At 70.1% G+C, this 24,406-nt stretch carries 19 protein-coding genes; 4 read left to right on the forward strand and 15 right to left on the reverse strand.

Annotated elements, in window-relative coordinates; translation table 11 throughout:
- Positions 1–15: 15 nt before the first annotated feature.
- The gene (locus ABZ454_RS09945; protein WP_359536976.1) at positions 16–1,164 is read left to right on the forward strand and encodes a M48 family metallopeptidase; all 1,149 of its coding nucleotides are present in this window, start codon (positions 16–18) and stop codon (positions 1,162–1,164) included.
- Here the strand turns inward: ABZ454_RS09945 and ABZ454_RS09950 are convergent.
- The 5 genes from ABZ454_RS09950 to proB all read right to left on the reverse strand — a co-directional run bounded on the left by ABZ454_RS09950 (position 1,088) and on the right by proB (position 6,307).
- Positions 1,088–2,215 carry a hypothetical protein gene (locus ABZ454_RS09950; protein ID WP_359536977.1) on the reverse strand — a complete coding sequence of 376 codons (1,128 nt, stop codon included), beginning with the start codon at positions 2,213–2,215 and terminating at the stop codon, positions 1,088–1,090. The genes ABZ454_RS09945 and ABZ454_RS09950 overlap by 77 nt on opposite strands.
- A 339-nt stretch (positions 2,216–2,554) precedes the next feature.
- Entirely contained in the window at positions 2,555–3,148 is a 594-nt protein-coding gene (locus ABZ454_RS09955) for a hypothetical protein (protein ID WP_359536978.1), read from the reverse strand.
- A 65-nt stretch (positions 3,149–3,213) separates the two neighbouring features.
- A complete protein-coding gene (locus ABZ454_RS09960; protein ID WP_359536979.1) occupies positions 3,214–4,497 on the reverse strand; it encodes a glutamate-5-semialdehyde dehydrogenase in 1,284 nt (427 codons plus the stop codon).
- An 80-nt stretch (positions 4,498–4,577) separates the two neighbouring features.
- Entirely contained in the window at positions 4,578–5,078 is a 501-nt protein-coding gene (locus tag ABZ454_RS09965) for a hypothetical protein (protein ID WP_359536980.1), read from the reverse strand.
- Positions 5,079–5,221: 143 nt separating this feature from the next.
- Positions 5,222–6,307 (reverse strand): glutamate 5-kinase, encoded by a 1,086-nt coding sequence (gene proB, locus ABZ454_RS09970; RefSeq protein ID WP_356324675.1) that lies wholly within the window; start codon positions 6,305–6,307, stop codon positions 5,222–5,224.
- A gap of 240 nt (positions 6,308–6,547) precedes the next feature.
- Between proB and rfbC the strand changes: the two genes are divergently transcribed.
- Entirely contained in the window at positions 6,548–7,237 is a 690-nt protein-coding gene (gene rfbC, locus ABZ454_RS09975) for a dTDP-4-dehydrorhamnose 3,5-epimerase (protein ID WP_359536982.1), read from the forward strand.
- Here the strand turns inward: rfbC and rfbD are convergent.
- From rfbD to galE, 4 genes are all read right to left on the reverse strand, one after another.
- Positions 7,218–8,087, reverse strand: coding sequence for a dTDP-4-dehydrorhamnose reductase (gene rfbD / locus ABZ454_RS09980; RefSeq protein ID WP_359537138.1), 870 nt, complete (start codon positions 8,085–8,087; stop codon positions 7,218–7,220). The two genes, rfbC and rfbD, sit on opposite strands and share 20 nt — an antisense overlap.
- A 32-nt stretch (positions 8,088–8,119) precedes the next feature.
- Positions 8,120–9,106: a dTDP-glucose 4,6-dehydratase gene (gene rfbB / locus ABZ454_RS09985; RefSeq protein ID WP_356324648.1), complete on the reverse strand. Its 987-nt coding sequence runs from the start codon at positions 9,104–9,106 to the stop codon at positions 8,120–8,122.
- Positions 9,103–10,173, reverse strand: a complete 1,071-nt coding sequence (locus ABZ454_RS09990) for a glucose-1-phosphate thymidylyltransferase (protein WP_356324646.1) — start codon at positions 10,171–10,173, stop codon at positions 9,103–9,105. The genes rfbB and ABZ454_RS09990 overlap by 4 nt, the downstream gene beginning before the upstream one ends.
- A 283-nt stretch (positions 10,174–10,456) precedes the next feature.
- Complete coding sequence (gene galE / locus ABZ454_RS09995; RefSeq protein WP_359536984.1) at positions 10,457–11,428, reverse strand: UDP-glucose 4-epimerase GalE; 972 nt, start codon at positions 11,426–11,428, stop codon at positions 10,457–10,459.
- A 308-nt stretch (positions 11,429–11,736) separates the two neighbouring features.
- Between galE and ABZ454_RS10000 the strand changes: the two genes are divergently transcribed.
- Both ABZ454_RS10000 and ABZ454_RS10005 read left to right on the forward strand, forming a co-directional pair.
- On the forward strand, positions 11,737–13,968 hold the full coding sequence (locus ABZ454_RS10000) for a bifunctional glycosyltransferase family 2 protein/CDP-glycerol:glycerophosphate glycerophosphotransferase (protein ID WP_359536985.1): 2,232 nt from the start codon (positions 11,737–11,739) through the stop codon (positions 13,966–13,968).
- Between the two features lie 23 nt (positions 13,969–13,991).
- Positions 13,992–17,600 carry a CDP-glycerol glycerophosphotransferase family protein gene (locus ABZ454_RS10005; RefSeq protein ID WP_359536986.1) on the forward strand — a complete coding sequence of 1,203 codons (3,609 nt, stop codon included), beginning with the start codon at positions 13,992–13,994 and terminating at the stop codon, positions 17,598–17,600.
- Between the two features lie 244 nt (positions 17,601–17,844).
- Here ABZ454_RS10005 and ABZ454_RS10010 read toward each other — a convergent pair whose 3' ends face one another.
- The 6 genes from ABZ454_RS10010 to ABZ454_RS10035 all read right to left on the reverse strand — a co-directional run bounded on the left by ABZ454_RS10010 (position 17,845) and on the right by ABZ454_RS10035 (position 24,405).
- Positions 17,845–19,833: a glycosyltransferase gene (locus tag ABZ454_RS10010; protein ID WP_359536987.1), complete on the reverse strand. Its 1,989-nt coding sequence runs from the start codon at positions 19,831–19,833 to the stop codon at positions 17,845–17,847.
- Between the two features lie 391 nt (positions 19,834–20,224).
- Positions 20,225–21,664: a GTPase ObgE gene (gene obgE / locus ABZ454_RS10015; protein WP_356323467.1), complete on the reverse strand. Its 1,440-nt coding sequence runs from the start codon at positions 21,662–21,664 to the stop codon at positions 20,225–20,227.
- A gap of 140 nt (positions 21,665–21,804) precedes the next feature.
- Entirely contained in the window at positions 21,805–22,062 is a 258-nt protein-coding gene (gene rpmA, locus ABZ454_RS10020) for a 50S ribosomal protein L27 (RefSeq protein WP_018103204.1), read from the reverse strand.
- A gap of 14 nt (positions 22,063–22,076) precedes the next feature.
- Positions 22,077–22,397: a 50S ribosomal protein L21 gene (rplU, locus tag ABZ454_RS10025; RefSeq protein WP_018551604.1), complete on the reverse strand. Its 321-nt coding sequence runs from the start codon at positions 22,395–22,397 to the stop codon at positions 22,077–22,079.
- Between the two features lie 206 nt (positions 22,398–22,603).
- On the reverse strand, positions 22,604–23,665 hold the full coding sequence (locus ABZ454_RS10030; protein ID WP_356323469.1) for an iron-containing alcohol dehydrogenase family protein: 1,062 nt from the start codon (positions 23,663–23,665) through the stop codon (positions 22,604–22,606).
- Positions 23,653–24,405, reverse strand: a complete 753-nt coding sequence (locus ABZ454_RS10035) for a phosphocholine cytidylyltransferase family protein (protein ID WP_356323471.1) — start codon at positions 24,403–24,405, stop codon at positions 23,653–23,655. Before ABZ454_RS10035 ends, ABZ454_RS10030 begins: the two co-directional genes overlap by 13 nt.
- Position 24,406: the final 1 nt, after the last annotated feature.

Below are 24,406 nucleotides of genomic sequence, written 5' to 3' on the forward strand. Positions count from 1 at the left end.
ACAGGGGGCCCATTCATGACCGACGGCAGCCACGAGAGCCATGGCCAGGTGCCGAGCAGACAGCGCAGGCGTTTCCCGGGTATCTCCTCCCGGGCGTACGAACACCCGGCCGACCGCTCGGCCCTGGTGGCGCTGCGCAAGCTGAGCGGCTTCGACACCGTGTTCAAGGCGCTGAGCGGACTGCTGCCGGAGCGCAGTCTGCGACTGCTCTTCCTGTCGGACTCCGTCCGGGTGAGCGACGCGCAGTTCAGCCATCTCAACGACATGCTGCGGGACGCCTGTTACATCCTGGACCTGGAGAAGGTCCCCCCGATGTACGTCAGCCAGGACCCGCGGCCCAACGCCATGTGCATCGGGCTGGACGAGCCGATCATCGTGGTGACGACGGGCCTGGTGGAACTGCTCGACGAGGAGGAGATGCGGGCGGTCGTCGGGCACGAGGTGGGGCACGCCCTTTCCGGCCACGCCGTGTACCGCACGATCCTGCTCTTCCTCACCAACCTCGCCCTCAAGGTGGCCTGGATCCCCCTCGGCAACGTCGCGATCATGGCGATCGTCACCGCGCTGCGCGAGTGGTTCCGCAAGTCCGAGCTGTCCGCCGACCGGGCCGGGCTGCTGGTCGGCCAGGACCTGCGGGCCTCGATGCGCGGGCTGATGAAGATCGCCGGCGGCAACCACCTCCACGAGATGAACGTGGACGCCTTCCTCGCCCAGGCCGACGAGTACGAGAAGGCCGGTGACCTGCGCGATTCCGTCCTCAAGATCGTGAACGTGCTCCCCCGTTCGCACCCGTTCACCACGGTGCGCGCCGCCGAGCTGAAGGAGTGGGCCGAGACCCGCGACCACCAGCGGATCATGGACGGCCACTATCCGCGTCGGGACGAGGACAAGGACACCTCGGTGACGGACGCCTTCAAGGAGTCCGCCTCGCACTACGCCGATTCGGTGCGCACCAGCAAGGACCCGCTGATGAAGCTGGTCGGCGACATAGCGGGCGGGGCCGGCGACCTGGGCGGCAAGCTCCGCGACAAGTTCACCGGCGCGTCCGGCGGCGGCGCCAAGGGGAGCGGGGCGGCCAAGGGCGACGCTACGGGCGGCTCGGAGCAGTCCCGGAGGCCTGAGGACCCTGAGGGGCCGCCTGCTCCGGGGACGGCGGGGAGCTGACCTCCAGGGTCCCGCACAGTGACGCGCTGGGCCGGCCCGGCGCGTACGGGTCGGTGCCCGCCGGGCCGCGGACGACGGCCCGCCTGCCGGCGAGGAGCGGCCGCAGGGCACCGGTGGTGTCCGACGGGCAGGCCTGGGGCCCGGCCTGGACGTAGCTGGTCTGCACCTCCAGCCGGTGCAGCCGCAGATCGTCCCGGTCGAACCGGAAGCGCATCTCCCGCCGCACGGTGAACAGCGAGGCGCTGCCCGTCCGCCGGGGGCCCGGCGCAGCCGGGCGCAGTACATAGGCGAAGGTGTGGTCCGACACCACCTCCAGGGTGTCGGACCCGGCCTCGGCGTACCGCAGGGTGCCCCGGACCCGGACCTCCGGATCGGGAACGGCCTCGGCCGGGTCGAACCGCACCAGCCAGCCGGTCGCCGCGTGCCGGCCGTCGTCGTGCGGCTCGTTCATGCTCCGCTCGAACTGGTCCATCTGGTCCGGGTCGAGCAGTGACTCCACGGGGCGCACCGCCGTCCCGCCGATGACGTCGAGGTCGAGCGAGGAGGCCACCAGATAGTCCTTGGCCGTGGCCAGGGCGGTGAACACCTGATTCTCGGAGAAGTTGTCCGTCCGCCGGGTCACCGGGAGGCTGATGCCTGCGGCCCCCTTCGGGAACGAGGCGGCGGGGCTGCTCGCGAAGAGGCCCTCCGGGGTGCCGCCGGGCACGACTCCGCGCGGCGCCAGCGGGACGACGGTCATCCGCAGCGGCTCCGTACGTCTGGCGACAGGGCTCTGGTAGGGGTGGCGGAAGCCCATGAAGACGGCGGTGCCGAAGGCCAGGGCGATCAGGACGACCAGGGCGAGTGCGGCCCGTGAGCCGTTGCGGACGGCACGGCCGGGCAGGCTCCGGACAGCGCGGGCGTGCTCCCCCATACGCTCCTGGGCGGAGAACTCCTGCAGCCGGGCAGCCCGGACGAAGGACTCGTCGAAGACGAGTGAGCGGTACTCGTCCTCGCTGCCGCTCGCACCGTTCTCCGACGGGCCTTCGGGTGGATCTCCGCGGTCTGCCATGACTTCTCCCGACTCCACGCCCCCGACCGGGGCCGAAACGGTGCGCCCCTTCCGGCCGAAGAACTCCGGACAGGGTGTGCCCGGCACGCGTGGGCATGCGCGGACAAGTGAGAAGCCCCCTCTTCGAACGGTGAGGGGTCATATCTTCAGAGTAGGTCGATTGCGACAGAGGTAAACGCGGTGACGGGCGGGAACTGCCGCGGGGTTCCCCCGGTCGGGTGGAGCGGGCCGGGGGGCGTCAGCGGCCTGCCCGTGCGGAGGACGGCGAAGGCGCTGACCGCCCGGGCCGGTGGCGACGCGCCTGGCCCCCGGGCCGGTGCCCGGGGTGCCGGGGCGGAGTCAGGGGGTGTGGGGGACGGCGGAGACCACCGGACGGAAGTAGCCGTCCGCGGCGGACGGGGCGGCAGTCGGCCCCGGTGCGCTGTCCACGCCGCTCGTGGCCGGGGGCGGGACCTGGTCCTGCTGGTCACTCGAGGTGTTGCGGTAGACGGCGCTGAAGGCCAGCGCGACCATCCCGACCCCCATCAGGACCGCCAGCAGCCAGGCCACCGGCCGGTGCCAGCGGGCGGCGCCCCGGTAGGGCCGCAGGGCACCTCCGTGACGCCCGTAGGGGCCGCCGACGTAGTAGTCGTCGTCCGGGTCCAGCGGGTCGCCGTAGCCGCCTCCGGGGCCGTGTGCGCCCGGCCCGTAGCCGTCGTCGTAGAGGTCGTCGTCCAGCGGCCCGCCGCCGGTCCGGGCCCGGAAGGCATCGGCCTCGGCGCGCGCCTCGGCAGCGGCCAACAGCCGTTCGACGGCGGTCGGTTCGTGGAACTCGGCCGCCCGTACGAAATCCTCGTCGAACACCACGGAGGCGAAGTCCTCGTCCGCGCCCCCGCGGTCGTCGTCGGGCTCCCAGCCGTTCGGGAACGGCCTGCCCCCCACGTCGTCCGGCACAGCTTCAGCCTAGACCCGCTGGGTGCTTTTGGGCAGGGAGACGGCACATTCGCCGCACCGCGCGGTCACCTCACGTGGCCGTCGCCGGTCACGATGTACTTCGTGGACGTCAGCTCCGGCAGCCCCATGGGGCCCCTGGCGTGCAGCTTCTGCGTGGAGATGCCGATCTCGGCGCCGAAGCCGAACTGGCCGCCGTCGGTGAAGCGCGTCGAGGCGTTCACGGCCACCGTCGTCGAATCCACCAACTGGGTGAAACGCCGCGCCGCGGCCTGCGAGGTGGTCACGATCGCCTCCGTGTGGCCGGACGACCAGAGCCGGATGTGCGCCACGGCCGCGTCGAGCGACTCCACGACGGCCGCCGCGATGTCGTACGAGAGGTACTCGGTCTCCCAGTCCTCCGTCGTCGCGGCCACCACGGTGGCCTTGGAGCCCTCGGCGTACTCCATGACCCGCTCGTCACCGTGCACGGTCACACCGGCCTCGGCCAGGGCGTCCAGGGCCCGCGGCAGGAACGCCTCGGCGACGTCCTTGTGGACCAGGAGCGTCTCCGCGGCGTTGCAGACGCTGGGGCGCTGGGCCTTGGAGTTGACCAGGATGGCGACGGCCATGTCCAGGTCGGTCTGCGCGTCCACGTACACGTGGCAGTTGCCGGTGCCGGTCTCGATCACCGGGACGGTGGACTCCTCGACGACGGTACGGATCAGCGAGGCGCCGCCGCGCGGGATGAGCACGTCGACCAGGCCGCGCGCCCGCATGAGCTCGCGTACGGAGTCACGGTTCTCGCCCGGCACCAGCTGCACCGCGTCGGCCGGCAGCCCGGAGCCGCCGACCGCGTCACGCAGCACCCGGACGAGTGCGCTGTTGGAGGCGTGGGCGGAGGACGAACCGCGCAGCAGCACGGCGTTGCCCGACTTCAGGCAGAGGGCCGCGGCGTCCACCGTCACGTTGGGCCGGGCCTCGTAGATGATCCCGACGACGCCGAGGGGCACCCGGACCTGGCGCAGATCGATGCCGTTGGGCAGGGTCGAACCGCGCACCACCTCGCCGACCGGGTCGGGCAGCGCCGCCACGTCCCGCACATCGGCCGCGATGGCCCGGATCCGCTCGGGGGTGAGGGTGAGCCGGTCGACGACCGACTCGCTGGTCCCGGCCTCCCGGGCGCGCGCCACGTCCTCGGCGTTGGCCGCGAGGATGTCGCTGGTCCGCACCTCGAGCGCGTCCGCGATCGCCAGCAGCGCGTCGTCCTTCGCCGCGCGCGGAAGTGGCGCGATATCGGCGGCCGCGGAGCGGGCCCGGTAGGCGGCCTGGGCGACCGGGGACATGTTGTCGTACGGCGAAAGCGTGGTCATGCCCGCAGGGTAATGCTCCCGCTGCGGGCATTCGTCACGTATCCCGTGATGCGAGACGGCTGCCCGGGCGGCGGCCGGGGTCAGTACGGGTGCACGCCGACCGGGGCGGCCGGCGGCGGCCCGTATCCCTCGGCGACGCGCTGGTGGTAGGTCTCGCGGTCGATGACCTCCAGGCCGACGATCTCCCAGGGCGGCAGCCCCGCGCTGGAGCGGTGCTCGCCCCACAGGCGCAGCGCCACCGCCGCCGCGTCGTGCAGGTCACGGGCCTCTTCCCAGTAGCGGATCTCCGCGTGGTCGTTGGCGTACCGGCTGGTCAGCAGGAAGGGGTGGTCGTGCGCGAGCTGTTCCAGGCCGCGTCTGACCTCCTTCAGCGGAATCTCGGCACCGGAGACGCAGAGCGTGATGTGCCACAGCTTCGACTGCGTGCGGCCGTGGCCGGCCGCCGTCGGTTCCGGCCCGGTGGGCCGTTCCTCCCTCCGGTCCGCGGACCTGCTCCCGTCGAAGCCGGTCCCTGCTCCGACGCTGGTCAGGGCGCGGCCACCCGTCCCTCGGGGCGGCGCCCCCGGGCGCGCTCGTCTCACCGGCGGCCTCCCTGTGAATGCGTTGCTGTGCTGTACCCCGCAGTGTCCCTGCTACAAAGTGGACCAGCCCGCGGCCCGGCGTGGGGCGGTTTTCGTGAAGGTCTGCGCCCGGAGGCTGGACTTTCAGCCGTTTCGGGAGCTGGTCAGGTGTGCAGAACGACGAGATCGTCCCTGTGTACGACCTCGCGTTCGTAGGCGGGGCCGAGTTCCCTGGCCAGGTCGCGGGTGGAGCGGCCGAGGAGCTGCGGGATCTCCTTCGCGTCGAAGCTGACCAGGCCCCGGGCGACCGGCCGGCCCCGCAGATCCCGCAGTTCCACCGGGTCGCCCGCGGTGAACTCGCCCTCGACCGCGGCGATCCCGGCCGGCAGCAGCGAGCTGTGGCGTTCGACGACCGCCTGCACGGCCCCGTCGTCCAGGGTCAGCGAACCCTGCGGGGTGGAGGCGTGGGCGAGCCACAGGAGCCGGTCCGTCGAGCGGCGTCCGGTGCGGTGGAAGTAGGTGCCCGTGTCGCGGCCCGCGAGCGCGTCGGCCGCGTGGCTCGCCGAGGTCAGGACGACCGGGACTCCGGCCGCGGTGGCGATCCGGGCCGCCTCGACCTTGGTGACCATGCCGCCGGTCCCGACGCCCGCCTTGCCGGCGCTGCCGATGCTGACCCCGGCCAGGTCGGCGGGGCCGGTGATCTCCGCGATGCGGGTGGTGCCCGGGATGCTCGGGTCGCCGTCGTAGAGGCCGTCCACGTCCGAGAGCAGGATCAGCAGATCGGCGCGGACCAGGTGGGCGACGAGCGCGGCGAGCCGGTCGTTGTCGCCGAAGCGGATCTCGTCGGTGGCGACGGTGTCGTTCTCGTTGACGATCGGCAGCGCGCCCATGTCCAGGAGCTGGTCAAGGGTCCGGTAGGCGTTGCGGTAGTGGGCGCGGCGGCTGGTGTCGTTGCTGGTGAGCAGGACCTGGCCGACGCGGACGCCGTAGCGGGCGAAGGAGGCGGTGTAGCGGGCGACGAGCAGCCCCTGGCCCACGCTGGCCGCGGCCTGCTGCCTGGCCAGGTCCTTGGGCCTGCGGTGCAGTCCGAGCGGGGCGAGTCCGGCCGCGATGGCGCCGCTGGAGACGAGGACGACCTCCCGCTCGCCGCCGCTGCGCACCTTGGCGAGCACGTCGACGAGTGCGTCGACCCGGTCGGCGTCGAGGCCTCCGGCGGCGGTGGTGAGGGAGGAGGATCCGACCTTGACCACGATCCTGCGGGCCTCCGTGACGCCCTGCCTGGCCCCTGACACGTGTATCCCCCATGGCTCGCCTCGCTGGACCTCGCAATCTACGCGAGCACGCGGAACCGCGCCTTCGCGTTCCGCACCGTGGTCCCTGGTTCGTCCCGGTCCGTACCGTTCCGTATCCGTTCCGCACCGCTCCTCGTTGCAGGGGGTGTCGACCCACGACGAAGAATCCCGGCGAACGCAGGAAGAGAACGTGATCGCATGCGCCAGCTCTCCATCCCCGGGGCCTGGGTGCACGAGCCCGAGGTCATCCCCGACAGCCGCGGCAGTTTCCACGAGTGGTTCAGGGCCTCGGATCTCGGGGAGGCGGCGGGGCATCCGCTGGGGCTCGCGCAGGCCAACTTCTCCGTCTCGCGCCGGGGCACGCTGCGTGGCATCCACTTCGCCGACGTGCCGCCGGGCCAGGCGAAGTACGTGAAGTGCGTGCGGGGCGCCGTGCTCGACGTGATCGTGGACGTCCGGGCGGGTTCGCCCACGTACCGGCGGTGGGAGGGCGTGCGCCTTGACGACACCGATCACCGGGCGGTCTACCTCGCCGAGGGGCTCGGCCACGCCTTCATGGCGCTGACCGACGACGCGTGCGTCGTCTATCTCTGCTCCGAGGGCTACGCGCCCGGGCGCGAGCGCGGCATCGATCCGCTCGACGCCGAGCTGGGCATCGAGTGGCCGGCCGGCATCGCGCCGCTCATGTCGGAGAAGGACGCCTCGGCGCCGTCGCTGGCGGGGGCCGAGGAGCGGGGACTGCTTCCGTCGTACGGGGAGTGCGAGGCGTACTACGCGCGGCTGCGGGCGGCCGTCCGGCCGGTTCCCGGGGTACGGACGGCCGAACCGGCCCCGGGCGCCGCCCTGTCGCAGGCCGCCCTGCCGCCTCTCAGCCCGGCCGCCCGCTGACCAGCGGGCGTTCCGCGGCGAGCAGCGCCGGGAACGCCTCCTCCAGCGCGGTGCGCCAGTCGCGGAGGGGAGCGATCCCGGCCGCCGCGAACCGGTCGTGCGCGAGCACGCTGAACGCGGGCCGGGGAGCCGGACGGGCGAAGGCGCCGCTGGTGGTGGGCCGGACCCGGGCGGGGTCGGCGCCGAGCAGCCGGAAGATCTCCCGGGTCAGGCCGAACCAGGTGGTCGCGCCGCCGCTGGTGCCGTGGTAGACGCCCGCGGGGGCGGTGCCGTCGAGCGCGGCCTGCCCGAGCCGGACCAGCTGCCCGGCGAGGTCGACGGTCCAGGTGGGCTGCCCGCGCTGGTCGTCCACCACGTCGAGGGTGTCCTTGACGCCCTCCAGTCTGATCATCGTGCGGACGAAGTTGGCGCCGCCCGCGCCGTAGAGCCAGGCGGTGCGGACGACGTAGCCGGTCTCGGGAAGGGTCTCCAGCACGGCGCGTTCGCCGGCCAGTTTGGTGCGGCCGTAGGCGCTGCGCGGGCCGGTGGGGGCGTCCTCGGCGTACGGCCGGTCGCCGTCCCCCGCGAACACGTAGTCGGTGGAGACGTGGAGCAGGACGGCGCCGTGTTCGCGGCAGGCCGCGGCGAGGACCGCGGGGCCGGTGCCGTTGACCCGCAGCGCGGCGTCCTCCTGGCTCTCGGCGTCGTCGACGGCGGTCCAGGCCGCGCAGTTGACCACGACGGCGGGGCGGTGGGCGGTGAACGCGTCGCGGACGCGGGCGGGGTCGGCGATGTCCAGGGCCGTGCGGTCCGCGGCGACGGCGGTGACGTCCTCGTGGGCCAGGGCGGTCATGAGGTCCTGTCCGAGCATTCCGGCGGCCCCGGTGACCAGCCAGACCGGGCTCACAGGGCGGCCCTCTCCTTGAGCGGCTCCCACCAGGCGCGGTTCTCGCGGTACCACCGCACGGTTTCGGCCAGGCCGGTGCGGAGGTCCTTGCGGGGCGCGTAGCCGAGCTCCTCGCGGATCCGGGTGCAGTCGACGGAGTAGCGCCGGTCGTGGCCCTTGCGGTCCTCCACGTGGACGACGTGCGTGTCCCAGTCGGCGCCGCAGGCCTGGAGGAGCAGCCGCGTGAGCTCCTTGTTGGAGAGCTCGGTGCCGCCGCCGATGTTGTAGACCTCGCCCGCTCGGCCCCCGGTGCGGACGAGTTCGATGCCCTGGACGTGGTCGTCGATGTGCAGCCAGTCGCGCACGTGGGCGCCGTCGCCGTACAGCGGGACCGGCCGGCCCTCCAGCAGGTTGGTGACGAAGAGCGGGATGACCTTCTCGGGGAAGTGGTGGTGCCCGTAGTTGTTGGAGCAGCGGGTCACCCGGACGTCGAGTCCGTGGGTGCGGTGGTAGGAGAGCGCGATCAGGTCGCTGGACGCCTTGGAGGCGGAGTACGGGGAGGTCGGCGCGAGCGGTTCGCTCTCGGTCCAGGAGCCCTCGTCGATCGATCCGTAGACCTCGTCGGTGGAGATGTGCACGAAGGTGCGGACACCCGCCAGGTGCGCGGCGTGGACGAGGGTGTGGGTGCCCACGACGTTGGTGCGGACGAACTCGGCGCCGCCGTCGATGGAGCGGTCGACATGCGATTCGGCGGCGAAGTGCACCACCTGCTCGTGCCCGGCCATGAGGCGGCCGACCAGCTCCGCGTCACAGATGTCGCCCCGCACGAACGAGAACCCGGGGTGGTCGCGCACCTCGTCGAGGTTGGCCGGATTGCCCGCGTAGGTGAGCTTGTCGAGCACGGTGACCGCGACGTCGCCGGGGCCCTCCGGGCCCAGCAGCGTACGGACGTAGTGGGAACCGATGAAACCGGCGCCGCCGGTCACCAGGATGCGGGTCGTCATGAGGAGATCTGCACCTTGCTGTGGTCGCCGAGGACGAGTCGGTGGGCGGACGGGCTGCGGGGCGCGGGGGTCACCTCGACCTCGTGGCCGATGAGGGAGGCCTCGACGCGGCGGACGCCGTCGATCGAGGCGCCGCGCAGGACGATGGAGTACTCGATCTCGCTGTCCTCGATCCGGCAGTCGTGGGCGACCGAGGTGAACGGCCCGACGTAGGCGTCGCTGATCACCGAGCGGGCGCCGATGACGGCGGGGCCGACGATCCGGCTGCGGGTGACGCGGGCGCCCGGCTCGATCCGGACCCGGCCGATGATCTCGCTCTCGTCGTCGACGTGGGCGCCCTGGGTGCACGGTTCGACGGTCTCCAGCACGGTGCGGTTGACCTCCAGCATGTCGGTGACGTTGCCGGTGTCCTTCCAGTAGCCGCGGATCGTGGTGGAGCGGACGTCGCGTTCCTGGTCGATCAGCCACTGGATGGCGTGGGTGATCTCCAGCTCGCCGCGCCAGGACGGACGGATGGAGCGGACGGCCTCGTGGATGACCCGCGTGAAGAGGTAGACGCCGACGAGCGCCAGATCGCTCTTGGGCTCCTTCGGCTTCTCCTCCAGCGCCACGACCCTGCCGTCCCCGTCGAGTTCGGCGACGCCGAACGAGGTGGGGTCGGGCACCTGGGTCAGCAGGATCTGGGCGTCGGGCCGGTCCGCGCAGAACCCCTCGACCAGGCCCGCGATGCCGCCGACGATGAAGTTGTCGCCGAGGTACATGACGAAGTCGTCGTCGCCGAGGAAGCGCTGGGCGATCAGGACGGCGTGCGCGAGGCCGAGCGGCTCGGCCTGCGGGATGTACGTGACGTCGATGCCGAACCGGGAGCCGTCGCCGACCGCCGCGCGGATCTCCTCCTCGGTGTCTCCCACGATGATGCCGACCTCGGTGATGCCGGCTTCCGCGATGGCTTCGAGTCCGTAGAACAGCACCGGTTTGTTCGCCACCGGGACCAGCTGTTTGGCCGAGGTATGGGTAATGGGACGAAGCCGGGTGCCTGCCCCGCCGGAAAGTACGAGAGCCTTCACAGTTCTGCCCCACGATGAGTCGGCGGTCCTGTCGCAGCTGCGACCTACCGGCTGACCTTAGTCAGATCCGGCCTGTCATCCGCGGTAAAACAGCACCGCCGACCCTCTTACCGACTCATCCGGAGGAAAAGCGGCAGCCTCCCGTAACCATTCGACTGCATTTCGCACCCGCCGGTGTGCGAAAACCACCACCGGCATGCACGCTGTCGAACCCGGTGTCGAATTCCACGTATTACGTACGCACCTCGGCCTGCGCCCGTCCGGTCACCCGGCGACCCGGAACCTACGGATGGCGGAGGCGCCAGCCCTGCCAGGCGGACTCGATCATCTCGTCGACGCCGAACCGGGCCGTCCAGCCCAGCTCCGCCCGGATCCGGTCCGCGCCCGCGACCACGCGTGCCGGGTCTCCGGCGCGGCGGGCGGTCACCTCGGGGGCGATGTCCTCGTGGCCGGTCGCCTTGAGGATGCGGTCGACCATCTCGCGCACCGAGCTGCCCTCGCCGCGGCCGATGTTCAGGGTGAGGTCCGTGCCGGCCTCGGCCGCCTCCAGGCGGCGTGCTGCCGCGAGGTGGGCGGAGGCGATGTCCTCCACGTGGATGTAGTCACGGATGCAGGTGCCGTCGGGCGTCGCGTAGTCGTCACCGAAGATCCGCGGGCCCTCGCCGGCCTCGAGGCGCTCGAAGACCATCGGGATGAGGTTGAACACCCCGGCGTCGGCGAGCTCGGGCGAGGCCGCGCCGGCGACGTTGAAGTAGCGCAGGGAGGCGCAGCGCAGTCCGTGGGCCCGGGCGGCGGCGTGGATCAGCCATTCGCCGACGAGCTTGGTCTCCCCGTACGGGCTCATCGGCGCGCAGGGGGTGTCCTCCGTGACGAGGTCGACGTCGGGCATGCCGTAGACGGCGGCCGACGAGGAGAACACCAGCCGGTCGACTCCCGCCGCGACCATGCTCTCCAGCAGGACCTCCAGACCGGTCACGTTCTCCCGGTAGTAGTAGAGGGGGCGCTCGACGGACTCACCGACCTGCTTCTTGCCTGCGACATGCACCACACCCGTCACGGTGTGGTCACGGATCGCGGCGTCGAGGGCTTGGCGGTCCAGCACGCTGCCGGTGACCAGGGGCACGCCGTCGGGCACACTCCCGGCGTCCCCGGTGGAGAGGTCGTCGTACACGACCACCCGCAGGCCGCCGGCGAGCATCGCCCGCACGACGTGCGCACCTATGTATCCGGCCCCACCCGTAACCATCCAGGTCATTCTGTGCGTCTCTCCCTCGGTGCGTGGTCCTGCGGTCAGGGTCACCCTACGTGTACGGGAAAAATCGAATCAGACAAATAGGGCTCATCCGTATTATCGTGCGATATGAAGCTGTGTGCGGGTGGCGTCCGGGGAACACCACGGGTGCGGGCGGACAGCCCCGGATGAAGCCGGTGCAAACACAAGGCCACGGGGGGCGGATGTCAATCAATTACGCTGTTCAGGTGCTCAGGCGCTCCCCCATGATTCCGCGGTGCGAATCGGCGCCCCGCACGGACCCTGCAGACAGCTCTCTGGACTGGTGAAGGATGCCTCGACTGACACTCATCGTGCCTGCGTACAACGTGCAGGGGTATGTTCGGGAGTGCCTCGACTCCGTACTGCAGCAGGACTTCACCGACTTCGAGGTCGTCGCCGTGGACGACTGCTCGCCGGACGCCTCCGGCGCGATCCTCGACGAGTACGCGGAGCGCGACGCCCGGGTACGGGTGCTCCACCTGAGCGAGAACGTGGGACTGGGCCACGCCCGTAACGCCGGTATCGAACAGGCGACCGGTGACTACCTGCTGTTCCTCGACAGCGACGACACCCTGACGCCCGGCTCGCTGAGCGGCATCGCCGCCCGGCTCGACGCCACGGACGACCCCGACATCCTGATCTACGACTACGCGCGCAGCTACTGGGACGGCCGGCTGCTGCCCAACCAGCGTGCCGCGCTCCTCAGCCGCAGCGAACCCGCGGTCTTCACCCTGGCGGAGCGGCCCGAACTGCTCGACCTGCTGCAGATCGTCTGGAACAAGGCCTACCGCCGCGATTTCGTCGAGGCGCACGGCTTCCGGTTCCCCTCCGGGTACTACGAGGACGCCCCCTGGACGTACACGTCCATGGTCTCGGCCCGGAGCATCGCGATACTCGACCGCATCTGCGTGCTCTACCGGCAGCGGCGCGAGGGCGGGAACATCCTCCGTACCGTCAGCCGCAAGCATTTCGATGTATTCGACCAGTACGACCGCGTGTTCACCTATCTGGACGAACACCCGGAATTCGATTCCTGGCGTCCTCCGCTTTTCCGTAAAATGGTCGACCACTATCTCACCGTCATGGAAAAGCCGGGCCGTCTTCCCAAGGACGCGCGGTCGGAATTCTTCCATCGCGCGGCCAAGGACTACAACCGCCGGCTGCCCCAGGGATTCGAGCGTCCGGGTGGCGCCCGCGGCTACAAGTACGCGCTGCTCGGCATGGACTCCTTTCCGGCCCTGACCGGTGTCACCCGGGCGAACCGGGTACGCAACCGGGCCCGGGCGCGCAACAACGAGCGCATCGGCCGGGCCAAGCGTGCCGCGATGCGGATGATCTACCAGTCGCAGCTGCGGCTGCCGGTGGACGAGAACCTCGCGGTCTTCTCCGCCTACTGGAGCCGGGGCTACACGTGCAACCCCGCCGCCATCGACGCCGAACTGGCGCGGCTGGCCCCCCACATCCGCCGGGTCTGGGCGGTGCGCGCGGAACACGTGAGCCAGGTGCCCGAGGGCGTCGAGGTGGCCGTCGTCGGCTCCCGCGAGTACTGGACGGCGCTGGCCCGCGGCAAGTACTTCATCAACAACGTGAACTTCGCCGACTCGCTGGTCAAGCGTCCGGGCCAGATCCACCTGCAGACCCATCACGGCACCCCGCTGAAGACGATGGGCCTCGACCAGGCCAACTACCCGGCCTCCACGAGCATGAAGATGGAGGACCTGCTGCGGCGCTGCGACCGCTGGGACTACAGCCTCTCCTCCAACCGCTTCTCCACCACGGTGTGGGAGCGGGTCTATCCGTGCTCCTACACCTCGCTGGAGACCGGCTACCCGCGCAACGACGTGCTGGTCAACGCCGGGGCCGAAGAGGTCGCGAAGGCCCGTCACGAACTCGGCGCGCCGGACGGCTCCAAGGTCTTCCTGTACATGCCGACCCACCGGGAGTACCAGAAGGAGTTCACGCCGCGGATCGACCTGGCGAAGCTGTCCGAGGAACTCGGCCCCGACGTCACCCTGCTGGTGCGCGGCCACTACTTCTACAAGCCCACGGGCCGGCTCGCCGAGCTCCAGGCCAGCGGCCGGGTCATCGACGTCTCCGCGCACCCGAGCGTGGAACAGCTGTACCTCGCGGCCGACGCCCTCATCACCGACTACTCGTCGGCGATGTTCGACTACGCCAATCTCGACCGGCCGATCGTGATCTTCGCCGACGACTGGGAGACGTACAAGGTCGTCCGGGGCAGCTACTTCGACCTGATGGCCGAGCCCCCCGGGGCCGTCGCCACCACGCAAGCGCGGCTCACGGAGATCCTCCGGTCCGACGAGTGGCGGAGCCAGGAGTCCGCCGCCTTCCGCGCCGCGTTCCGTGAGCGCTACTGCGACTTCGACGACGGCAGGGCTGCGGAGCGCGTCGTGCGCAGAGTCTTCCTGGGCGAGGAGAACCTCCTTCCCGTCGTTCCGCTCGCCGACCGCAAGCCGGCACCCACCCCAGCCCAGGCGCTCGAGCTATTCGAGCGGGTCTGACCCGAAAGGAAACTGCAGCAACTATGGCCCCTCGTCTCAGTGTCATCGTGCCGATCTACAACGTGGAGCGGTATCTGCCTGCCTGTCTGGATTCGCTGGCCGCACAGACCCTCAAGGACCTCGACGTCATCATGGTCGATGACGGGTCCCCCGACAGTTCGGCGGCCATCGCGGCCGAGTACCAGGCGCGTGACCCGCGGTTCCGGCTGATCACCAAGGAGAACGCAGGCCTCGGTGCCGCACGGAACACGGGGCTCGGGCTGCTCGCACCCGAGAGCGAGTTCATCGCCTTCGTCGACAGCGACGACATGATCCCGCCGGACGCCTACCGCCTCATGCTGGCAAGCCTGGACGAGAGCGGTTCGGACTTCGCCACGGGCAACGTGCTGCACATCAACAGCTCCAAGGTGTGGCAGTCCCCCATGCACCGCATCCTGGCCGGCGGCGCCGTGCAGCGGACCCACGTCTCCGTGAACCAGAAGCTCCTGACCGACCGGATCGCCTGCAACAAGGTCTTCCGGCGCTCCTTCTGGGAGAAGCACAAGCTGGTCTTCCCCGAGGGCGTGCTGTACGAGGACACCCCGGTCATCGTCCCCGCCCAGTTCCTGGCCGAGGCCGTCGACATCATGAGCGCGCCGACGTACTACTGGAGGCTGCGCGAGGGGGAGTCCACCCCATCCATCACCCAGCGCCGGGGCGAGCCGAAGGCCGTGCGCGACCGGACGGCCGCGGTGGAGTCCGTCAGCCGCTTCTTCGGCGCGCAGCCCGGCCCCGAGGCGGCGGAGCTGAAGCGGGAGTACGACCGCACGGCCCTCACCGGCGACCTGCGGATCTTCCTGAACGTGCTGCCGGACGCGGACGACGACTTCCGTGCCGAGTTCCTCCGGGTCGTCAACCAGTACCTGGACCAGGTGGACCCGCAGGTCGTCATGGCGCTGCCCGCGGTCCAGCGCGTCAAGTGGCTGCTGGTCCGCAAGCACGCCCTCGACGACCTGGTCGAACTGATGAACTCCGAGCGGCGCGGAGACCGGCTCGAGATCGCGGGCGTCCTGCGCAAGTACGCGCGCTTCTCCGCGCTGGGCAGCAGTTCCCAGCTGATACCCAAGCGTGCGCGACGCATCGACCCGGACCTCACCCCGCGTGCCCCGCTCCAGGAGGTCACCTGGGAGAACGGCAAGCTGCGCCTGCTCGGCCACGCCTGGATCGACCGGATCGACCAGTCGACGAAGCGCAGCGCGGTCAAGGTGCTGGCGCTCAAGAAGAACGGCTCGCGCCGGCGCATGGTCCTGCCGCTGCGCAACGTCTACCGCCCCGAGTGCACGGCGATCTCCTCCCAAAAGCAGTACAACTACGACTGGGCCGGCTGGGAGCTGCTCTTCGATCCGGCCAAGCTCCGCAAGGGCGGGCAGTGGGAGGAAGGCACCTGGCACGTCGGCCTCGGCATCGCCTCCGCGGGCCTCGTCCGCAAGCGCGCCGTGCACACGAGTGGCGCGGGCGCGGCCAACCACGCCCCGTACCACTGGCTGGACGAGAACTTCCGGCTCCTCCCGTCCACCGCCACCGGAGCGCTGAAACTGCGCGTCGAGCGGGTACGCGCCCTGATCACCGATCACCGTGCCGCGGGCGACACCGTGGAGATCGACGGCGAGATCCGTGTGCCCCTGGCCGCGGGCGAGTCGGTCACCCTCGAAGTCTCCAACCGCAAGAGCGGAGAGGTCCTCTCCTATCCCGTCGTCCTGAAGTCCGCGCCGGGCGCACGCACCCCCTTCCAGGCCGTGGTGCCGCTCAGGGACGTCGCTCTGCTGCCGGAGCACCAGGACGTCGTCAGCGAAGGCACCGGCACGGAGGGCGCCAACCCGGCCCTGGCCTCGCGGCGCAACTGGAGCACCGAGCTGGTGGCCACCGCGGCCGACGGCACGGAGCGCCGGTTCGGCACCGTGGTCCGTGACGGACTCGCCGACCGGCAGATCCGGCTTCCCGCGACCCTCGCCCAGCATGCCGAGCGGAACGAACTCGCGCTGATCGCGGGTCACACCGGCTACCTGAAGTTCTCCGGCCGCCCGCTCCAGGGCAAGATCACCGAGGTGCGGTGGGCCGACGGGGAGTACACCATCCGTGGCTCCGCTCCGACCGATGTGACCGGTGCGGTCCTCCTCATCAAGGCCCGTGACTTCTTCGACGAGAAGACCGTTCCGCTGCGGGTGAGCGCGGACGGCACGTTCAGTGCCACGTTCACGCCCTCCGCCATGGCGGGAGCGAACGGTGCGCGGCCGCTGAAGAGCGGGCGGTGGAACTTCTACCTCCGGCCCGAGGGCGGCGGACCCGACATCTCCTTCGTCCTCGACCGGCTCGCCGTCCCGAGCTTCCCGGTCTCCGCGAAGCACGGGGGCCGCGCGTACGACTTCGAGTCGCGCTGGCACGACTTCCCCCAGCTGCACTGCCTTCCGGACCTGGACATCCTGGAGCGGGGACCGTACCGGCAGGAGCGACTGCGCCGGGAGGTGTACGAGGCCGGCCGTAAGGAGCCGCTGCGCGATGCCGTGCTGTACATCAGCTACAACGGCAAGCAGTACTCCGACAGCCCGCGCGCCGTGCACGAGGAACTGATCCGGCGCAACGCGGATGTGCAACACCTGTGGCTGGTCAGGGACGGCCAGGTGGACATCCCGTCCACCGTCGAGAAGGTCCGCTTCTGGGGGACCGAGTGGTACGAGGCACTGGCGCGCTGCCGGTACATCGTGACCAACGCCCACCTGCCGCACTGGATCGAGCGCCGCCCGGGCCAGGTGATCGTGCAGACCTGGCACGGCACCATGCTCAAGAAGATCGGCCTGGACATCGCGGCGCCGAAGTTCAACCCGCAGTACCACACCCAGCTGCAGCAGGAAGCCCGCAGCTGGAACCTGCTGGTGTCGTCCAACCGGTTCAGTACGCCCATCCTCAAGCGAGCCATGGGGTACGACGGTGAGATCGTCGAGACCGGCTATCCGCGCAACGACTACCTCTACGCGCCCGACCGCGAGGAGCGGGCCGCGGAGATCAAGAAGCGGATCGGTCTTCCCGCCGACAAGAAGATCGTGCTGTACGCCCCCACCTGGCGCGACGACCTGGCGCACCGGAGAGGTCAGTTCAAGTTCGAGCTGCGGCTGGACACCGAGGACGCGCAGCAGCGCCTCGGGGACGACCACGTCCTGCTGATCCGTCGTCATTCCAACGTCGTGGACGCCATTCCGCGGGCGGGCAACGGATTCGTGTACGACGTGTCCGAATACCCGGACATCGCCGACCTGTATCTCATCGCCGATGTCATGATCACGGACTACTCGTCCGTGATGTTCGACTACGCGCACCTCAAGCGGCCGATGCTGTTCTTCACGTACGACCTGGAGCACTACCGCGACACCCTGCGGGGCTTCTACTTCGACTTCGAGAACGACGCACCCGGCCCGCTGATCAGCACCTCCGAGGAATTGGTCAGCGCGATCCGCGACATCGACAACGTATCGGCCGAATACGGGGAGCGGTACCAGCGGTTCCAGGAGCTCTTCTGCGATCTGGACGACGGCCACGCGTCGGAACGGCTGGCGGACCGCATGTTCTCCATGGCGAAGGAACTCGCCGACGAACGCTGAGAACACCAGCGGGAACGGGAGAACGCCCCGAAGATCCCCGGTCCGTGGCCACCGAGCGTCCGCGACGTGGCCACTGACCGGGGAACGGGGCAGGCAGCCGCACGAGTGAGGCTCCTGTGCCGGTGAGGGAGGTGATCGTCATCTCCGCTCATCAGCACAGGAGCCTCGTCGGTTCCGTACGCTCCGGCGCCCCCTCCTCCGCCGGAGGAGGGGGCGCCGGAACCAGGGCTGTCGGGGTGACCCCTTACTGGCCGACCGTCTTGAAGGCGAGCTGGGCGTCACTGGTGAAGTAGGGCCGGATCTCGACCATGGTCACGGGCTTCGGCACGTCGGTGCCACCCTTGCGGATCCTGGCAGCCCGACGCCCCACCCTCGCCGGCAGGCTGTTCTTGCTGTCGGGCGCGATGCGGACCCGGGGGCGGGGGAAGGTGAACACGTTGATCGGCTGGAGCACATCGGTGGCGAGTTTCGACAGCGGCACCCGTGCGGCGTCCGCCCCGGGGCGCAGCCACGCGTCCCAGATCTCTTCCTTGCCCTCGTGCTTTGCGACCAGCGTGCCGAAGTCGACGGAGGCGGTGACGAGGAAGTCGGCACCGGTCTGCACCGGGACGGACAGGACGTTGGTCTTGTCCTTGCGCTGGACGAGTTCCAGTCGCGCTCCCGGGCCGATCTCGCCGCCCCAGTAGCGCGTACGCAGCTCGAACCGCTCGGCGCCGGCCTTCAGTTCGCCGACCTCCACATGGGACTCCCGCACCACGCTGCGGATCCGCAGCCGTCCGTCGACGTGCCGGTGCGGCAGCAGCAGCTCCATGGCGCGTTCCCCCTCGCGGGGCAGCGGAACGTGCGGCAACTCCCGTACGTCACAGCCGTATCCGTCCACGTGCAGGGGGACCTCGTGGCCGTCCGCCGAGCGCAGGGACAGCTCCCAGGTCCCCTCCGGCAGAGCGCCGTTCCAGGCGACGACAGCCGTGCCCTCGGCGGACACCGGGAAGCACTCCTCGACCTCTGTCCGGCCCGGACGCCGGCACACGACCGTGATGCCGCCGGCCTGCGCGGGCAGCTCGCCCACGTCGATCCGGACCGATCCGCGGGAATCCATCACGGCCGTCGCTTCAGCGGGCAGCGCCTTGCGGGCCAGGGCGTCGTGCAGGATCGCCTCGAAGCGCTCGCGGCTGGCCTGCTCGTGGAACCGGACGGCGTTGCGTACGGCGGCCGCGGACATCCGCTTGCGCCGGTCGTCGTCCTCGATCAGTTCGAGGATGGCCTCGGCCATGGCGTCGGTGTCCCCGACCGGGACGATCAGGCCGTCCTCGCCGTGGGTGAGGATGTTGCGGGGGCCGTACTTGGCGTCCGTGCTCACCACGGGCAGGCCCGCGGCCATCGCCTCGACGATCACATTGCCGAAGGCCTCGCGCTTGGAGGGCAGCACGAAGAGCGAGCCCTTGCTGAACTCCGGGGTGACCGGAGCCGCCGGACCCATCAGCAACACGTCGTTGTAGAGGCCGAGTTCTTCGATGCGCTTGCGCAGGTTCGCCTTCTCCGAGCCCTCACCGTAGATGCGGAGCTTCCAGTCCGGACGCTTGCGCACCACGGTGGCGAAGGCCTCGATGAGGGCCGCGAAGTTCTTGTTCTCCTTGAGGAGGCCCGCCGCTATGACCACCTTGCCCGCGCCGTCGGAGACGACGGGAGCAGCGGGCACGCAGTTCGGCATCACCGCGAGCCGGTTCCGCGCGCCCGGCACCTGCTTCGCCAGGCTCTCCACTTCCTCGGGAGTGAGCGCGCACACGGCGTCCATGGAGAGGTACGCCTTGAAGAGCGGCTTCTTCTCCCATTCCGCATAGATCGCGGGCATCGAATGCTCCTGGATGACCCGCAGGTAGTCGCTCCGGCCGTAAGCCAGCATGATCGAGATACGCGGGTTGGAGCTCACGACCACATCGGAATCGGTGGTCGCCAGGAATTCGAGGAGCCGCAGTTCGGCGAGGCGGCTGATCCAGGGCTTCTTCTCGGTCGGCGGGTAGACGTAGACCTTGGGAAACTGGTCGATCAGCGGATTGTCCAGGTCGGACACCGGAGAATGCGGACGCAGATCGGTCAGCACACGCACCGAGACCCGCGGGTCGAGCGGAAAGTACGACTCGTCGCGGGACTTACGAAGACAGACAATCTCAACGTCGTGCTTCTCGGCGAGTGCACCGGCAAGGTTCTGCGTGGCGCTGACCACCCCGCCCATATGGCAGAGATTACTCACCAGAAAGGAAATCTTCACTTGCGTCTTTCGGCTGGGCCGCGGCTGGCGGCAATCCCCGGGCGGTCTCGCGTGGCGGACGCCACACTCCCCCCACCCCCTCGGCTGTGCGAGAGCAGGCCCCTGCCCCGCACAAAGAAGACGGACAGGGAGGTCACAGGGTTGTGCACGGAGTGAAAGTTTTACGGATATTCGAGCGCAGTGTACCGGGCGCCATGCGGCCGGACGAAATCAACTCGTCACCCCTGCGCGCCTCTTCGCCACGCGGGGAGCCACCGGGCGCGGCGGTCAGTCGTCACGACCGACAGCCCCGGCAAAGAGGCGTGTCCCCGTACCGGAAGAACCGGTACGGGGACACGCCCGACGCACATCCGTCCTACGCGAACGGGTCGAACTCCTGGTACTCCTTGCTGACCTCGTCGCGCTCCGACTCGCGGTCGCGACGACGCTGAGCCGCCGGACGCGGCTCCTCCAGCCGGTGGTCCTCACCGCGGCGGCCGAGCATCTCCGCACCGGCCGACACCGTCGGCTCCCAGTCGAAGACCACGGCGTTGTCCTCGGCGCCGATGGCCACGCCGTCGCCGGCCCTGGCACCGGCCTTGCGCAGCTCGTCCTCGACACCGAGCCGGTTCAGCCGGTCCGCCAGATAGCCGACGGCCTCGTCGTTGTTGAAGTCGGTCTGACGCACCCAGCGTTCCGGCTTCTCGCCGCGCACGCGGTAGATGCCGTCGTCCTCCAGCACCACGGTGAACCCGGCGTCGTCCACGGCCTTGGGCCGGATGACGATACGGGTCGCCTCCTCCACCGGCTTGGCCGCACGGGCCTCGGCGATGACCCCGGCCAGCGCGAAGGAGAGCTCCTTGAGGCCGGTACGGGCGACGGCCGACACCTCGAAGACCTGGTAACCGCGGGCCTCGAGCTCCGGGCGGATCATCTCCGCGAGGTCCTGGCCGTCCGGGATGTCGATCTTGTTGAGGACGACGATGCGAGGCCGGTCGTCCAGGCCGCCGTACAGCTTGAGCTCCTCCTCGATCATGTCGAGGTCGGAGACCGGGTCGCGGTCCGACTCCAGCGTCGCCGTGTCCAGCACATGCACGAGCACCGAGCAGCGCTCGACGTGCCGCAGGAACTCCAGGCCGAGGCCCTTGCCCTGGCTCGCGCCCGGGATCAGGCCCGGGACATCGGCGATGGTGTAGACGGTGCTGCCCGCGGTGACCACGCCCAGGTTGGGGACGAGCGTCGTGAACGGGTAGTCGGCGATCTTCGGCTTGGCGGCCGACAGGACCGAGATCAGCGAGGACTTGCCCGCGCTGGGGTAGCCGACCAGCGCGACGTCGGCGACGGTCTTCAGCTCCAGGACGATGTCCCGGGCCTCACCGGGCTCGCCGAGCAGCGCGAAGCCGGGGGCCTTGCGGCGGGCGGAGGCCAGCGCGCCGTTGCCGAGGCCGCCACGGCCGCCCTGACCGGCGACGAACGTGGTGCCCTGGCCGACCAGGTCGGCCAGCACGTTGCCCGCGGCGTCGAGGACGACGGTGCCGTCCGGCACGGGCAGGACCAGGTCCTGGCCCTCCTTGCCGGTGCGGTTGTCGCCCGCGCCGGGCTGGCCGTTGGTGGCCTTGCGGTGGGGGTGGTGGTGATAGTCGAGGAGCGTGGTGACGGCCTGGTCGACGACCAGGGTCACATCGCCGCCACGGCCGCCGTTGCCGCCGTCCGGACCGCCGAGCGGTTTGAACTTCTCACGGTGAACGGAGGCACAGCCGTGGCCTCCGTTACCCGCGGCGACATGCAGTTCGACGCGGTCCACGAAGGTGGTCATGGGTGGAACCTCCAGTTACATACGTGCAGAAAGGTGTCGCTCGTGCGCCCCTGTAGGAGCAACACGCGAAAGGCGGACCCACTTCCCGTAACAGGAAGTGAGGTCCGCCTCCACGTCATACCGCTCTACGAGCGCCGAATTCAGCCGGCGATCGGAACGATGTTCACGACCTTGCGGCCGCGGTGCGTGCCGAACTCGACCGCACCGGCGGCGAGGGCGAACAGCGTGTCGTCGCCGCCACGGCCGACGCCCGTGCCCGGGTGGAAGTGGGTGCCGCGCTGGCGGACCAGGATCTCACCGGCGTTGACGGCCTGACCGCCGAAGCGCTTCACGCCGAGCCGCTGAGCATTGGAATCGCGCCCGTTCCGGGTGGACGATGCGCCCTTCTTGTGTGCCATGTCTCCTCAGTCCCTTACTTCGCAGCCGCGGGGATACCGGTGACCTTGATCGCCGTGTACTGCTGGCGGTGACCCTGGCGACGGCGGTAGCCGGTCTTGTTCTTGTAGCGAAGGATGTCGATCTTCGCGCCCTTGTGGTGGTCCACAATCTCGGCCTGGACCTTGATGCCGTCCAGCACCCACGGGTCGCTGGTCACGGCGTCGCCGTCGACAACGAGCAGGGTAGAGAGCTCTACCGTGTCGCCAACCTTGGCGGTGGGAATCTTGTCAACCTCAACGATGTCGCCGACAGCAACCTTGTGCTGGCGACCACCGCTGCGCACGATGGCGTACACGCGGATCTCACTCTCACTCGAAGCGGAAACCCCTGATGCCAGCCGCTCACACGGGTCCGGGGACCCATGACGATCCGGATTGGACGAGCGGCCTCTCCCGTACGAGCGGGAGGTCAGTGCTCAGAGGTGTGGCGAACAAACGCCGACGGTCAAGATTACGGGCCCTGCGCAGCCCGGTCAAACCGGGCCCCGCGCCGGGCCCGGTCTCAGGCCGCGGCCGCCGCGGCGTAGTCGGCGTAGGCGTCCCGGATCGCGTCCGGGGACAGGTCCAGATGCTCCAGGATCGTGTAGCGGCCGGGCCTCGTCCGGGGCGCGTAGCCGACCACCTGGACGAACTCCTCGGCACTGAACCCGATCTCCTCCGCGGTGACCGGCAGGCCGTGGCGCCGCAGCGCCCCGGCCATCCGCACGGACTCCTGGCGCGCGCCGCGCAGGTGCATCGCGAACGCCGCGCCCAGACCGCACTGCTCCCCGTGACTCGCCGCGCGCTGGGGGAAGAGCAGGTCGAAGGCGTGGTTGATCTCGTGACAGGCGCCGGAGGCGGGACGGCTGTCCCCCGCCACCGACATCGAGATGCCGGTGAGCACCAGGCCCTCGGCCAGCACCTGGAGGAAGCCGTCGTCGCCGAGGTCCCCGGGGTGGCGCAGGACGGCCTCGCCCGCCTGCCGGGCCATCGCGGCGGCCAGTCCGTCGATGTCCTCGCCGTTGACCCGGTGGGCGAGCTCCCAGTCCGCCACCGCGGAGATGTTCGAGAGCGCGTCACCGATCCCGGACCGCACGAAACGGACCGGCGCCTCACGGATGATGTCGAGGTCGATGACGACGGCGATCGGGTTCGGGACACCGTACGAGCCGCGGCCCGCGTCGTTGTCCAGCGTGGCCACCGGTGAGCACAGACCGTCGTGGGACAGGTTCGTCGCCACGGCGACCAGCGGCAGCCCGACGCGCGCCGCGGCGAACTTGGCGCAGTCGATGATCTTGCCGCCGCCGAGGCCGACGACGGCGTCGTACCGGCCGGACTTCATGGCCTCGGCGAGTCTGACGGCGTCGTCCAGCGTGCCGCCGCCCACCTCGAACCAGGAAGCACCCGGCAGGCTGTCCGAGAGCCGCTCCCGCAGCGCCCGGCCGGAACCCCCGCTGATCGCGATCGCCAGCTTGCCCGAACCGGAGATCCGCTGATCGGCGAGGACACCCGCCAGATCGGCCAGGGCGCCGGCCCGGATGTCGACGACGACCGGCGCGGGTATCAGCCGGGTCAGTACTGGCACGCGATCTTCCTGCCCTTGGCCAGGTCCTCGTGGTTGTCGATCTCCACCCACTTGACGTCGCCGATCGGCTCCACGTCGACCTTGAAGCCGCGGTTGACGAGCTCCTGGTAGCCGTCCTCGTAGTACAGGTCCGGGTCACGCTCGAACGTGGTCTTCAGAGCGTCGGCCAGCTCCTCGGCCGCATCGCCCTCGATGAGGGTGACGCCGATGTACTCGCCGGTGGCCTCGGCCGGGTCCATCAGCTTCGTGATCCGCCGCACGCCCTTCTCGGGGTCGACGACGACCTTCATCTCCTCGTCGGCGAGCTGCTTCACCGTGTCGAGGGCGAGGATGATCTTCTTGCCCTCGCCGCGGGCGGCGAGCAGCGTCTTCTCGACGGAGACCGGGTGCACGGTGTCACCGTTGGCGAGGATGACGCCGTCCTTGAGGGCGTCACGGCCGCACCAGAGGGAGTAGGCGTTGTTCCACTCCTCGGCCTTGTCGTTGTCGATCAGCGTGAGCGTGACGCCGTACTTCGCCTCCAGGGCGGCCTTGCGCTCGTACAGGGCCTCCTTGCGGTAGCCGACGATGATCGCGACGTCGGTCAGACCGACCTCGGCGAAGTTGCCGAGTGTCAGGTCGACGACGGTCAGGCTCTCCTCGTCCCCCTCGGGACCTACCGGCACCAGGGCCTTGGGAAGCGTGTCGGTGTAGGGGCGCAGGCGGCGGCCTGCGCCGGCCGCCAGAATCATGCCGATCATG

Source organism: Streptomyces sp. NPDC005803, assembly GCF_040630435.1.
GTDB lineage: Bacteria > Actinomycetota > Actinomycetes > Streptomycetales > Streptomycetaceae > Streptomyces.

Excerpts from the sequence above, each read along its gene's own strand:
- ABZ454_RS09945 (WP_359536976.1), top strand. The coding sequence starts at position 16 with ATGACCGACGGCAGCCACGAGAGCCATGGCCAGGTGCCGAGCAGACAG.
- ABZ454_RS09950 (WP_359536977.1), bottom strand. The coding sequence starts at position 2,215 with ATGGCAGACCGCGGAGATCCACCCGAAGGCCCGTCGGAGAACGGTGCG.
- ABZ454_RS09960 (WP_359536979.1), bottom strand. The coding sequence starts at position 4,497 with ATGACCACGCTTTCGCCGTACGACAACATGTCCCCGGTCGCCCAGGCC.
- rfbC (WP_359536982.1), top strand. The coding sequence starts at position 6,548 with ATGCGCCAGCTCTCCATCCCCGGGGCCTGGGTGCACGAGCCCGAGGTC.
- rfbD (WP_359537138.1), bottom strand. The coding sequence starts at position 8,087 with ATGCTCGGACAGGACCTCATGACCGCCCTGGCCCACGAGGACGTCACC.
- rfbB (WP_356324648.1), bottom strand. The coding sequence starts at position 9,106 with ATGACGACCCGCATCCTGGTGACCGGCGGCGCCGGTTTCATCGGTTCC.
- galE (WP_359536984.1), bottom strand. The coding sequence starts at position 11,428 with ATGACCTGGATGGTTACGGGTGGGGCCGGATACATAGGTGCGCACGTC.
- ABZ454_RS10000 (WP_359536985.1), top strand. The coding sequence starts at position 11,737 with ATGCCTCGACTGACACTCATCGTGCCTGCGTACAACGTGCAGGGGTAT.
- ABZ454_RS10005 (WP_359536986.1), top strand. The coding sequence starts at position 13,992 with ATGGCCCCTCGTCTCAGTGTCATCGTGCCGATCTACAACGTGGAGCGG.
- ABZ454_RS10010 (WP_359536987.1), bottom strand. The coding sequence starts at position 19,833 with ATGGGCGGGGTGGTCAGCGCCACGCAGAACCTTGCCGGTGCACTCGCC.
- obgE (WP_356323467.1), bottom strand. The coding sequence starts at position 21,664 with ATGACCACCTTCGTGGACCGCGTCGAACTGCATGTCGCCGCGGGTAAC.
- rpmA (WP_018103204.1), bottom strand. The coding sequence starts at position 22,062 with ATGGCACACAAGAAGGGCGCATCGTCCACCCGGAACGGGCGCGATTCC.
- ABZ454_RS10035 (WP_356323471.1), bottom strand. The coding sequence starts at position 24,405 with ATGATCGGCATGATTCTGGCGGCCGGCGCAGGCCGCCGCCTGCGCCCC.